Here is a 12,107-nt window from a genome sequence, read left to right as displayed (position 1 = left end):
CTCACGTATTAAACAAAAAGTGCAGCACGTCGCCGTCTTTCACCACATACGCCTTGCCCTCGGCCCGCATTTTGCCGGCCTCTTTTGACGGGCCTTCGCCGCCCAGCGTGACAAAATCGTCATAGGCGATGGTTTCGGCGCGGATGAAGCCTTTTTCGAAGTCGCCGTGGATCACGCCCGCCGCCTTGGGCGCGGATGTGCCTGCGGGTACCGTCCAGGCGCGTGCCTCTTTGGGGCCAACGGTAAAGTACGTCTCAAGGTGCAGCAATTCGTAGCCTGCGCGGATCAGCCGGTCGAGGCCCGCCTCGGTCAGGCCCATTTCCTCAAGGAACATCTGGGCTTCCTCCGGCTCCAACTGGCTGATCTCTTCTTCGATCTGGGCCGAGATCACCACGTGGGCATTGCCCTGCGCTGCGGCCATTGCAGCCACGGCCTCTGACAATGCGTTGCCTTCAGCGGCTTCGGCTTCGCCCACGTTGCAAACGTAAAGCACGGGCTTGGTCGTCAGAAGTTGCAGCATCTTCCACGCTTTTTCGTCTTCGGCGTCCACGTCCACGGTCCGCGCGGGCTGGCCGTCTTCGAGAACGGCAAGGGCGGCACGCATGAGGCGCTCTTGCTGTACCGCTTCCTTGTCGCCCCCGCGCACCTTGCGCACGATGTTTTGCAGGCGCTTCTCGATGCTTTCGATATCGGCCAGCATCAGTTCGGTCTCAATGGTTTCGGCGTCGGCCACCGGATCAACGCGGCCTTCGACATGGGTCACGTCCCCGTCCTCGAAACAGCGCAGCACGTGGGCGATGGCGTCCACTTCGCGGATGTTTGCCAGAAACTGGTTGCCCAGGCCTTCGCCCTTGGACGCGCCTTTGACCAGCCCTGCGATGTCGACAAAGGTCATGCGCGTGGGAATGATGGATTTTGACGATGCAATCGCGGCCAGTTTGTCCAGCCGTGCGTCGGGCACGGCCACCTCGCCCACATTCGGTTCAATCGTGCAGAACGGAAAGTTGGCCGCCTGCGCCGCTGCCGTTTTGGTCAGCGCGTTGAACAGGGTCGACTTGCCAACATTCGGCAGACCCACAATTCCCATTTTGAAACCCATCGCGAACATCCTTTTCGAGGTTGCGCCGCTTCTAGCAGGCCCGTGGACAGGCGCAAGACGGCGACGGGTGAATGCAATCGACGGGTGACCGATGAAACGGACCGTCAAGCAGAAGAAAGGGGAGGTCCAGAGGCAAGGGATGACCACGTCGCCGCGTCGCCAGGATTTCCCGTTCCGAGGACGCTTGCCTTTCGTGTCGCTCTGGGGCAGTTGAGGGCCGACCTGTAGGAGACGCCCATGACCCGGATCGACGCCAAATTCCAAGCTCTTGCCGCTGCTGGCCGCAAGGCGTTTGTTTCTTATGTGATGGCGGGCGACCCGGATTTTGACCGCTCGCTTGAAATCGTGCGGGGATTGCCGGGGGCCGGTGTGGATGTGATCGAATTGGGTCTGCCATTCACCGATCCGATGGCAGATGGCCCCACGATCCAACTGGCCGGTCAACGTGCGCTGGAAGGCGGCATGACGCTCAAGAAGACGCTGGCCCTCGCGCGGGCGTTTCGCGAAGAGGACGATACGACGCCAATCGTGCTGATGGGCTACTATAACCCGATCTACTCCCACGGGGTCGACAAGTTTCTGATAGACGCCAAAGCGGCGGGGATCGACGGTCTGATCGTGGTCGACCTGCCGCCCGAAGAAGACAGCGAGCTGTGCATTCCGGCGCAGGCGGCAGGGTTGAATTTCATCCGTCTGGCCACACCGACCACAGATGACAAGCGCCTGCCCCGCGTGCTGCAAAACACGTCCGGTTTCGTATATTACGTGTCGATCACCGGCATCACCGGTGCCGCCGAAGCCGATGCCGTCGATGTTGCACCGGAAGTCGCGCGGATCAAGGCCGCAACCGATCTGCCGATCATCGTCGGCTTTGGCATCAATACGCCCGAGAAATCACGCGCGATTGCATCGGTGGCGGACGGGGCCGTCGTAGGCTCAGCCATCGTCAGCAGGATCGCGGCGGGCGACAGCGTGGCGGATGTCCTGGCCTTTGTGAAATCGCTCGCCGACGGCGCACACGACGCCTGACGACGGCTTAGTCTGTTTACCACCTTCGGAAAGCTGCCGGTTCATGTGCGCCCCAGCCGCGGCCGATCAAGGCGCGGGCAACGCTCGGTTATCACATTCCCTGTGCGGCAAAGCGCTGTTGTTCTGTTTTAATTTGGCTTCGCCCGGTGCCAGCGGATCAGGACGCGCCGCAAAGGGGTTGCACGTCACAAACCGCACGTCGTCAGGCCGGTTTTCGCCGGTCCGGCGGGCATTTTCAATGGACAGTTGAATTGTAGCGATAATATGACACTGTCACCTTTGGACAAGATTAAATGGTGACCAGAAAAGACAAAGAGTGACCCAATTTGCTGACCTTGCCGATTTGGCGTTACGGTTTGCGATCAATGTTGTTGCAATGGCAGTCCTGATATTCGGACTGTACTATCGCCGCCATGGGGACCGTACCCTTGTCACGACGGCTGCGATGTTCAACATCTTCGCTTTCGCGGTTCTTGGAAAACTTGCAAGTGTTGAGTTCGGGTTGGCGGCCGGCTTTGGGCTGTTTGCCATCCTTGCCCTGTTCAGCCTGCGATCGGTACAGATCGGCCGCATAGAAATCGCGTATTTCTTCGGCGCTGTCGCAATCGCGGTCATCTGTTCGATCGAAGGATCGCCCACAGCAAACATCATCGCAATATCGGGCCTCACCCTGCTCAGCGTCTATGTCATCGATCATCCGGCCCTGATGCGCGGCACACGCGTCGTCACGGTTACGCTCGACGAGGTCGATCCTGACCTTTTGTCGGACCCGGTAGCTCTGCAAAATCATATAGGTCAACGGCTTGGGATACGTGTGATCAGTTTCAAGATCGTCAGTCTGAACCTTGTCAAGAAATTCGCGGTGATCGATGTAGTATTCAAGCTTCCCTTCGGAACGAACAGCACGCGCGCATACGACGATCCGCATCTGTCACGCGCGGAAATCTGAACGGATGCAAACATGCTGGCGCGCTGTTCACCGCAGCCTGACGCTGCTGAATGCGACATATGTCTGCCCAAGGTTCTGTGCAGATATTTCAGAGCCACGTCCGGTCAGTGCAATAATTCAAGAACTTAGGCTGTCGCCGACTATCTCAGGCCGCTACGCTTGGCCTCGACCTGCGCGATTGCGGCGGCCACTGCGGCGTCGATACTCATGTGCGATGTATCCAGAATGTACGCTCGCTCGCTTGGCCTGAGGGGGGCAGTTGCGCGCTCTGTATCGCGTGCGTCCCTGATCCGGACGTCTTCCAGCACCTGCTCGAAATCCGCATCTTCGCCGCGTTCTTTCAATTCGGTCCAACGCCGTTTGGCCCGCACCTCGGCACTGGCGGTTACAAAAAGCTGGGCTTCGGCCTGGGGCACAACCACCGTGCCGATGTCGCGCCCGTCAAGAACGGCGCCGCCTGCCCGTCTGGCGAAGGCGCGTTGAAAATCCACAAGTGCCGCGCGCACCTGGGGAATGACGGCCACTTTGCTCGCGGCCTGCGCGACGGCAGCGGTGCGCAGGCTCGGATCTTCCAACGCCTCCGGCATCAGCGCGTGTGCAGCGTCAATCGCATTTGTCCCTTGCAGGACCTGTGCGCCCACCGCGCGGTAGAGCAGCCCGGTATCAAGATGCGCAAACCCGAAATGCGCCGCAACAGCACGCGACACGGTCCCTTTGCCCGCCGCCGCAGGCCCATCAATGGCAACGGTGAATGGTTCTGTCATCTGTCGCTCCGGTTGTGGCGGGCAACCCATATATGCGCCCCGATGACCAAGGACAAACACGCAAACTTGGACATCGTCAACAGCGACGCCAGACCGATTGAAGCCGTGTCACCTGCCAGGGCTGACACCAGAAACGCGTTTTCGAACCAGTCAGACACTCCGTAAGCCAATGCCGCACCCACAGCGATCCAAACACGCGACCGGATGGACCAAAGCACCAGGAAAGCGGACAGTGCAACCGCCAACAGACGATCGGCGCCCAACAGAATGGCCTGGTATTTCAAGACAACCGTCTCCGGAACCTTGGCAAAACACCGGGCAAATGTCTCTGCGCCGTATCCCCAGAACCGCATCTCCGGCCCAATGCAGCAGTCCAGATCCGCCGCCAGTGTCGAAAAGGAAAAATAGGCTACACGCAGATACAGCAGCGCCGCAACCACGCCCAACACCCACAGGATCACCCGGCTGCGCATCACGTCCGGCTGAGCCGCGCCCCGAGGTCGGCCATCAGAGTTTCGAAGATCGGGAAAGATGTGGCGATCGGTCCGCCGTCGTCAACGGACATGGGCGCGTTGGTCGCCATACCCATCACCAGAAACGCCATGGCAATGCGGTGATCGAGGTGGCTGGCGCAGGTCGCACCGCCCGCCACGTTGCCATGGCCAAGGGCCGTGACGGTCCACCAGTCCGGCCCGTCTTCAACCGTGACGCCCGCGGCCCGCAGGCCCACGGCCATCGCGTCGATGCGGTCGCTTTCCTTGACCCGCAATTCCTTTACGCCCGGCATGTGGGTCTTGCCGCTGGCAAAGGATGCGACGACGGACAGGACGGGGTATTCGTCGATCATGCTCGCCGCGCGGTGCGCGGGCACTTCGATCCCCTTGAGGTTGGGCGAAAAGCGCGCGCGCAGGTCGGCCACCGGTTCACCGCCTTCGCTACGCTCATTTTCATAGGTCAGATCCGCCCCCATCTCGCGCAGCGTTTCAAAAAGCCCGGCCCGTGTGGGGTTGAGGCCAATGGTCGGCACCAGCACGTCAGACCCCGGCACGATCAGCGCCGCACAGACCGGAAAGGCCGCCGAGGACGGATCGCGCGGCACGTCAATGTGTTGCGGCGTCAGTTCAGGCTGACCTTTGAGCGTGATTACGCGGCCCGCTTCGGTGACTTCGGTGGTAATCTCGGCGCCAAAGCCAGCCAGCATGCGCTCGGTGTGGTCGCGGGTGGCTTCGGCTTCGATCACGACCGTTTCGCCGGGCGCATTGAGGCCCGCAAAGAGCACGGCGGATTTGACCTGCGCGGATGGCACAGGCACGGTGTAGCGCACGGGCACGGGCTCGGCCGCGCCCACGAGCGTCATTGGCAGACGCCCGCCCGAGCGGCCAACGGATTGCGTGCCAAAGAGCGCCAGCGGGTCGGTGATCCGCGCCATGGGGCGCTTGTTGAGGCTCGCGTCGCCGGTAAAGGTCGCCGTGATCGGAGACGTCGCCATCACCCCCATGATCAGACGCACGCCAGTGCCGGAATTGCCGCAATCAATCACCTGATCCGGCTCGGCAAAACCGCCGACGCCGACACCATGGACCGACCAATTGCCGTCTCCGTGATTGGTGACCTCAGCGCCGAAGGCCCGCATCGCCTTGGCGGTATCCAGCACATCCTGCCCTTCGAGCAGGCCGCTGATCGTCGTTTCGCCGACACACAGCGCGCCGAGGATCAGAGACCGATGCGAGATGGATTTGTCACCGGGGACCTGCGCTGTCCCACTGAGGGGACCGCAGGCCGCGGATGTCATGGGGATCGGATCGCCGTGGCTGGACATATGCACGCTCATTCTTGCGGGTGATTGATGTGGGCGCACACCTAACCGTTCGATTTGCCCTCGTCCAGAGTGGGCGGGCGACACGCCCGCCTTACGGGGCCAGATCGACCAGACACACCCAAATTCGCCCTGTCAGTCCTTTCGGAGAAAGGTCAGGTAGTGCGGCGTTCGCCCCTCGCGCAACGCCTTCTGCTCATAGCGCGTGCTCAGCCAATCGTCCCACGGGGCGCGCCAGTCGGCGGGGGTTTCGGCCGTCCAGTCGAAGCCCTGGCCCGGTACCTCTTCGAGGGTTTGACGCACGTAATCAGGGATGTCCGTGGCCACACGCAGCATGGCTCCGGGCTTCATCACCCGTGCAAGAGGGCCCAGATGCTCCGGTGTCACAAAGCGGCGGCGGTGATGGCGCGCCTTGGGCCATGGGTCGGGATACAACAGAAATGCGCGGTCAATGCTGGCATCAGGCAGCACGTCCATCAGATCGCGGGCGTCACCGGGATGCACGGCCAGGTTATCGACGCCCGCACGCCGGATCTTGCCCAGCAACATCGCCACGCCATTGATGTAGGGCTCCGCACCGATGATCCCCACATCAGGGTTCCGGGCGGCCTGATGCACCAGATGCTCGCCTCCGCCAAAGCCGACCTCAAGCCAGACCGGCTTGCCGTCAAACAGTGCGCCAAGGTCGAGCGCTGTGCGCTCCGGGTTTTCTTCCCAGGACACCGGACCCGGCGACAAGGCCGCCAGATCTTCGGCGAGATAGGTCTTTTGACTGTCTTTCAGGGTCTTGCCCTTGAGGCGGCCATAAAAATTGCGATAGGGGCGTTGTTTCATGGCGCGGCGTTTAGCCTGTCATGCACAGCGGGGCAATCGAAACCCGTAAGGCGGAGGCATCCTCCGCCCCCGCCAGTCCTCGGGTCGCGCAACTTTACCCGCCATGCGCGCCTTTCGCAGGCTTGCGTTCATTGTCGACGGGAATGGTGACGGCCACTTCTCCGGCCCGCTCGAACACAAGGATTACTTCGATCTCCGCATCCTGCTCCAGCGGTCCGGTCAGGCCCATCAGCATAACGTGATCCGCGCCCCGCATCATGTGGTGCGTAGCTCCCGCGGGAAGTACAATACCGCCCTCGATTTCAGTCATCTGCATCACGCCATCACCGGTTTCGATATGGGTGTGCAGTTCGACACGTTTGGCAACATCGGAGCGCGCTGCGATCAGGCGATCGTCCTGGCCGCTGTCGTTGGTCAGCATCATGAACGCAGCTCCGGATTTCGCATTGGGATTTGCAGCACGGGCATAGGGGTCCATGATCTTGATGCCGTCGGCCCATGCAGGAATGGCGATCAGGGTGGCAGCGCAAGCTACCGCGAAAAGCGAACGATAAGACATGTTGGTCTTCCTTTGGTATCTGAAATTATTCTGAGCGGTTCAGAAAAAGGAAGGCGGGGCGCGGACCGGTCGGTTTGGCAATGGTTTTGCACGGATGACAGCATCATCTGTCCGAACAGTCAGATGGGTTGAAACGACAAGTGCCTCGGGCGACATGTCGAATGCGGGCAAGATACCTGCATCCAGATGAACGATACAGTCGGGGCAAAGATGTGGTGCAGACGTGGGTTGGCCATCAGCATCGGTGTAGATCACCGTCGCCCCAAACCCGCTGCATATGACAATCTGATCCACAGCCGCAGGCGCAGATTTCGCCACAGCGATGCTATGGCTGGTCAGAGCCAGCGCAAGACTCAGGAAAAGGGCAAGGACTGCGCGTTTCATGGAGATAATGTATTGCCGCGCGAACAGCAGTGCAACTGCGACCAAACGAAACGGCCCCGCCTGCATAGTGCAGACAGGGCCACGTCAATTCAGTACCAAACAAGGCTTAAGCGACTGCCGCTTGTGCCTTGGCGATCTCTTTTTTCACTTTTTGCGCATTGGCCGACAACTCAGTGTCTTTTGCCTTCGCAAGGTAGGCGTCAAGACCACCACGGTGATCAACCGAGCGCAACGCGGATGCAGAAATCCGCATCTTGATACCGCGGCCCAGCGTCTCGGACTGCAGCGTGACGTCATTCAGGTTAGGCAAAAAGCGCCGGCGCGTTCTGTTTTTCGCGTGGCTGACATTGTTGCCAACCATAGGGCCTTTACCGGTCAGTTCGCATACACGCGACATTGGGTTATCCTCTTCATCTGTCTGTCGTGTTACCCCCGCGAGCCCGGTTGTAAAACGACGACCGCGCGGCACCTCGCCCACGCATGCTAAAATTCGTTTGCGGGCTTTAGGGGGAATCGCGGGCAGGGTCAACCCGCAATGGCGTGGATCAGCCCCCCTTTTCAGCCGTCAGATGCGCCAGCATACGCGTTGCCGCAACGGCAGGGTCGAGCGTCCCGTCAGCGACGGCAGTGCCGAGCTCTGCCATCCTGGCCCGCGCGCTTGCGGTGTCCAGCTGCGCCAAAAGCGCCGCGCGCACGTCCTGCTCGAACCAATAGCGCGCCTGCTCGGCGCGTGTTCCTTCGAAAAATCCGGCATCGCGGCGCCATTCGGCAAGGCTTTGCATCTCGTCCCAGGCCGCGAGGATGCCGTCTTCGTGCAGGGCCGACACCATCCGGGCCTTGGGAAAACCGTCCGGGTCCTGGGGTCGTTTTCGCAACAACCGCAGTGCACCCGCATAATCCGCGCAGGTGCGCGTGGCCGCCGGTTTCAGGTCCCCATCGGCCTTGTTGATCAGGATCATGTCCGCCATTTCCATGATGCCCCGTTTGACGCCCTGCAACTCGTCGCCACCGGCAGGCGCCAGCAACAGCAAGAACAGGTCGGCCATCTGTGCCACGACGGTTTCCGATTGTCCCACACCAACGGTTTCAATCAGTACCACGTCGAACCCCGCCCCTTCGCACAAGGTCACCGCCTCGCGGGTGCGGCGTGCCACGCCGCCCAGATGGGTCTGGCTGGGTGACGGCCGGATAAAGGCGTTCGCCTCGCGGCTCAGCCGGTCCATGCGTGTCTTGTCACCCAGGATCGATCCGCCTGATCGCGCCGACGACGGGTCGACCGCCAGCACCGCCACGCGCAGGCCCTTTGCCACCAGCATCATCCCGAATGTCTCGATAAAGGTCGACTTGCCCACGCCCGGTGTTCCCGACAACCCGATGCGCAGCGCCTGACGATCCCGCGGCAACGCGGTCAGCACCTCGGCCGCCTGCGCGCGCTGATCGGCGCGCGTGCTTTCAACCAGCGTGATGCCGCGCGCCAGAGCGCGCCTCTCGCCCGCTGCGATGCGTGTCGCCAAATCGGTTGTGTCCATCGGTCTGCCTTTTCTGTGTCGACCTGTTTTTGGGAAAGCGGCGGGCAAATGTCCAGTGTTGGCGCGCGCGCTGACATGGGCCATAAGGCGCGCCATGACGCCCACAGACCCCTTGCCCATCGATGCGATCCTCCCTGAGGTGCTGGAGAGCCTGCGCCGTGATGGCCGCGCGGTGCTGCAAGCCCCTCCCGGGGCCGGGAAAACGACCCGCGTGCCGTTGGCGATGCTTGAAGCGGGCCTGACGCGGGGCAAAATCCTGATGCTGGAGCCGCGCCGCCTGGCCGCCCGCGCCGCTGCCGACCGCATGGCCGCGACCTTGGGTGAAAAAACCGGCCAGACCGTCGGTTACCGCATCCGGGGCGACAGCACCGTAAGCCCACAAACGCGGATCGAAGTGGTGACCGAAGGCATTCTGACCCGCATGTTGCAATCCGATCCTGACCTGCCGGGCATCGGGGCGGTGATATTTGATGAATTTCACGAACGCTCGCTCAATGCCGATCTGGGGTTGGCGCTCTGTCTCGAAGTCGCCGATGCGCTGCGCGAAGACCTGATCTTGCTCGCGATGTCTGCCACATTGGACGCAGGCCCCGTGGCCGACGTCATGCGGGCCCCGATCCTGACGTCGGAAGGCAAAAGCTTTGAAGTGACGGCCCAGTGGTTGCCCAAACCATCGCCCAAGGACCAGCGGTTCGAGGCCAGCGTTTCGGACCTCATCCTGCACGCCCTGTCCGAGGCCGAGGGCAGTCTTCTGGCGTTCTTGCCGGGTGAGGGCGAAATCAGGCGCACAGCCGCGTTACTGGAAGGAAAAACCGGACCTGTGCCGATCCACCCGCTGTTCGGTGCGATGGATTTCAAAGCACAACGGGCCGCGATTGCGCCCAGCGCCGCGCGCAAGATCGTGCTGGCCACCTCCATTGCAGAAACTTCCCTGACCATTCCCGACATCCGTATCGTCGTCGATGGCGGGCGGTCGCGGCGCGCGCGCTTTGACCCGTCCTCCGGCATGTCGCGGCTGATCACCGAACGGGTAACCCGGGCCGAAGCGACCCAGCGGGCGGGGCGCGCGGGCCGTGTCGCCCCCGGTGTCGCCTACAAGCTCTGGACACGCGGCGAAGACGGCGCGCTGGCCGCCTTTCCCCCGCCGGAGATCGAAGCCGGTGACCTTGGTGCCTTTGCATTGGAACTGGCCATGTGGGGCGGCAGCGAAGACAGCCTGCGGTTCGTCACACCGCCCCATGCCGGGCGGTTGGCCGAAGCACGTGCAGTCCTGCGGATGCTCGGCGCGCTGGACGAAAACGGACGCATCACGGAGCATGGCAAGGCCCTGGCCCGCCAGCCCCTGCATCCACGTCTGGCGCATATGCTGGAAACCGCGGGGGATCAGGCCGCGACCCTTGCCGCCTTGCTGGCCGAGCGTGACCCGATGCGCAACCAGGGCACTGACCTGACGCTGCGGTTGCGCGCGATTGCAGACCCCCGCGCCTTTGAGGGTCGCGTGCATCGCGGCACGGTGCAGCGCATCCGCGACGAAGCCAAACGGCTGCGGCGCGGCAACACGGGCGTCAAACTCAGTACGGCCGCGATGGCGGCACTGGCCTATCCCGACCGCATCGGGCTGCGCCGTTCCGGCGATGCGCCCCGATATGTGCTTTCCGGCGGCAAGGGCGCAGCGATGCCGGCGGGGGACGCGCTGGCGGGTCAGCGGCTGATCGTTGCGACAGATCTTGACGGGGACCCCCGCGAGGCGCGCATTCGCCAGGCGGCTATATTGGGGCAGGATGAGCTGGAAGATCTCTTTGGCGATCAGATCACCTGGCAGAACCTTTGTGTGTGGTCACGCCGGGAGGGACGTGTTCTGACCCGCTCCCAACTGCGTTTTGGCGCGTTGATATTGGAAGACCGCAGCTGGAAGGATGCGACCGAGGATGCCATCGCCCGCGCCATGTTGGACGGGGTCCGGCAGCTCGGTCTCAAGCCTACCCCGGCAGCGCAAAGGCTGATCAAACGGGCGGCCCTGATGGAGGATGGTTTCCCCGATCTGAGTGAAACGGCTTTGCTGGACACGGTGGAAGACTGGCTGCTGCCGCATTTGGGTGGCGTACGATCAACGGCCGATTGGAAGGCGTTTGATATTCTGCCAGCACTGCAAAGCCTGTTGGGCTGGGACCAAATGCAAGCGCTGGACCGGGCTGTGCCGGGGCATTTCAAAACGCCGTTGGGACGGAAGGTGCCCATTGACTACGCCGAGGAAGTACCCGGCATTTCCGTACGCCTGCAAGAGATGTTCGGCGTCACGCAGCACCCGATGGTAGGGCGCAAACCTGTACAGATCACGTTGCTCTCTCCCGCGCGCCGCCCGGTCCAGGTGACGTCGGACCTGCCGAGGTTTTGGGCCACCTCCTACGAAGACGTGCGCAAGGACATGCGCGGCCAATACCCCAAACATCCCTGGCCAGAGGACCCGACACAAGCGGACCCGACCCTGCGGGCCAAGCCCAGAGGTTAGGCGGAGGAGCCTCCGCCTTACGGGGTCCTCAACAGGTCTCACGCCGATCCATGTGCGATGGGTCGACGCAAACATTGCGCCGCGACAGGTAAAAGGCCCAGCGCCCAAGTTAGCATGAAGCGGCTGCCATAGTCCCCGTAAGGCGCACCCCGGTGCGCCATGCCTGCGGTTGGTCAACCGTTACGATCCCTTCGGTTCACCCGTTCCAAGGGCCATGATGCGCGCCCTCTCGATCCGTGCGTTCAAACCCGTGTGCGCCGAAAAAATCGCGTAAACCCTGAATCATATCCGCAGTCCCGCGTGCACGCGCCATGCTGTCATGCCAACTCAGCGCCGCAGCCAGTGCAGGCACCGGCTGGCCGCGCAAAATCGCCGCGCTGACGACGCGGCGTAGCCCGGGAATGGTATCCGCCAGCAGAGCAGCCAGTGCGGGCGACAGGATCATGTGACCATGCGGCAGCGCAGTGCGAAAAGCTTCGGCAAAGGTGCCGAGCAACGCCGACCGGATAATACAGCCCGCCCGCCAGATCTCGGCGATGCGCGCCATATCGAGAGACCAGTGAAGGACCACCGGCTGACGCCGGAGGCATCATTTGTCGGAATGTAATTCCAGGTACTGCTTGATGACATCGTCT

13 protein-coding genes are annotated in these 12,107 nt (G+C 62.2%); 3 read left to right on the top strand and 10 right to left on the bottom strand.

All coding sequences use genetic code 11. The annotated features are described in order from the left end of the window. Position 1: 1 nt before the first annotated feature. Positions 2-1,099 carry a redox-regulated ATPase YchF gene (ychF, locus tag LC354_RS12885; RefSeq protein ID WP_223424417.1) on the bottom strand — a complete coding sequence of 366 codons (1,098 nt, stop codon included), beginning with the start codon at positions 1,097-1,099 and terminating at the stop codon, positions 2-4. A gap of 237 nt (positions 1,100-1,336) precedes the next feature. Between ychF and trpA the strand changes: the two genes are divergently transcribed. Then, positions 1,337-2,128, top strand: a complete 792-nt coding sequence (gene trpA, locus LC354_RS12880; protein ID WP_223424415.1) for a tryptophan synthase subunit alpha — start codon at positions 1,337-1,339, stop codon at positions 2,126-2,128. Between the two features lie 316 nt (positions 2,129-2,444). Further along, positions 2,445-3,077, top strand: a complete 633-nt coding sequence (locus LC354_RS12875) for a DUF4956 domain-containing protein (RefSeq protein WP_223424413.1) — start codon at positions 2,445-2,447, stop codon at positions 3,075-3,077. A 140-nt stretch (positions 3,078-3,217) separates the two neighbouring features. On the opposite strand, the gene LC354_RS12870 is transcribed toward LC354_RS12875, so the two are convergent. From LC354_RS12870 to meaB, 8 genes are all read right to left on the bottom strand, one after another. After that, positions 3,218-3,841 carry a (d)CMP kinase gene (locus LC354_RS12870; protein WP_223424411.1) on the bottom strand — a complete coding sequence of 208 codons (624 nt, stop codon included), beginning with the start codon at positions 3,839-3,841 and terminating at the stop codon, positions 3,218-3,220. Continuing rightward, entirely contained in the window at positions 3,838-4,314 is a 477-nt protein-coding gene (locus LC354_RS12865; protein WP_223424409.1) for a hypothetical protein, read from the bottom strand. The genes LC354_RS12870 and LC354_RS12865 overlap by 4 nt, the downstream gene beginning before the upstream one ends. Beyond that, the gene (aroA, locus tag LC354_RS12860; RefSeq protein WP_223424407.1) at positions 4,314-5,660 is read right to left on the bottom strand and encodes a 3-phosphoshikimate 1-carboxyvinyltransferase; all 1,347 of its coding nucleotides are present in this window, start codon (positions 5,658-5,660) and stop codon (positions 4,314-4,316) included. Before aroA ends, LC354_RS12865 begins: the two co-directional genes overlap by 1 nt. Positions 5,661-5,792: 132 nt before the next feature. Continuing rightward, a complete protein-coding gene (gene trmB, locus LC354_RS12855) occupies positions 5,793-6,491 on the bottom strand; it encodes a tRNA (guanine(46)-N(7))-methyltransferase TrmB (protein WP_223424405.1) in 699 nt (232 codons plus the stop codon). A 94-nt stretch (positions 6,492-6,585) separates the two neighbouring features. Then, positions 6,586-7,050 (bottom strand): copper chaperone PCu(A)C, encoded by a 465-nt coding sequence (locus tag LC354_RS12850; RefSeq protein WP_223424403.1) that lies wholly within the window; start codon positions 7,048-7,050, stop codon positions 6,586-6,588. A 39-nt stretch (positions 7,051-7,089) separates the two neighbouring features. Further along, complete coding sequence (locus LC354_RS12845) at positions 7,090-7,434, bottom strand: hypothetical protein (RefSeq protein WP_223424402.1); 345 nt, start codon at positions 7,432-7,434, stop codon at positions 7,090-7,092. Between the two features lie 106 nt (positions 7,435-7,540). Further along, the gene (gene rpmB / locus LC354_RS12840) at positions 7,541-7,831 is read right to left on the bottom strand and encodes a 50S ribosomal protein L28 (protein ID WP_223424476.1); all 291 of its coding nucleotides are present in this window, start codon (positions 7,829-7,831) and stop codon (positions 7,541-7,543) included. Positions 7,832-7,979: 148 nt separating this feature from the next. After that, entirely contained in the window at positions 7,980-8,963 is a 984-nt protein-coding gene (gene meaB, locus LC354_RS12835; protein ID WP_223424400.1) for a methylmalonyl Co-A mutase-associated GTPase MeaB, read from the bottom strand. A gap of 94 nt (positions 8,964-9,057) precedes the next feature. Here meaB and hrpB point away from each other — a divergent pair, with 94 nt between their 5' ends. Further along, the gene (gene hrpB, locus LC354_RS12830) at positions 9,058-11,472 is read left to right on the top strand and encodes an ATP-dependent helicase HrpB (RefSeq protein ID WP_223424398.1); all 2,415 of its coding nucleotides are present in this window, start codon (positions 9,058-9,060) and stop codon (positions 11,470-11,472) included. A 196-nt stretch (positions 11,473-11,668) separates the two neighbouring features. On the opposite strand, the gene LC354_RS12825 is transcribed toward hrpB, so the two are convergent. Further along, positions 11,669-12,043 (bottom strand): NADP(+)-dependent, decarboxylating phosphogluconate dehydrogenase, encoded by a 375-nt coding sequence (locus LC354_RS12825; protein WP_223424396.1) that lies wholly within the window; start codon positions 12,041-12,043, stop codon positions 11,669-11,671. Positions 12,044-12,107 lie beyond the last annotated feature (64 nt).

The sequence above is a fragment of the Tateyamaria pelophila genome, from assembly GCF_019966495.1.
In the GTDB taxonomy this organism is placed as follows: Bacteria; Pseudomonadota; Alphaproteobacteria; order Rhodobacterales; family Rhodobacteraceae; genus Tateyamaria; species Tateyamaria pelophila.
This window is presented reverse-complemented; position numbering and strand designations above follow the sequence as displayed.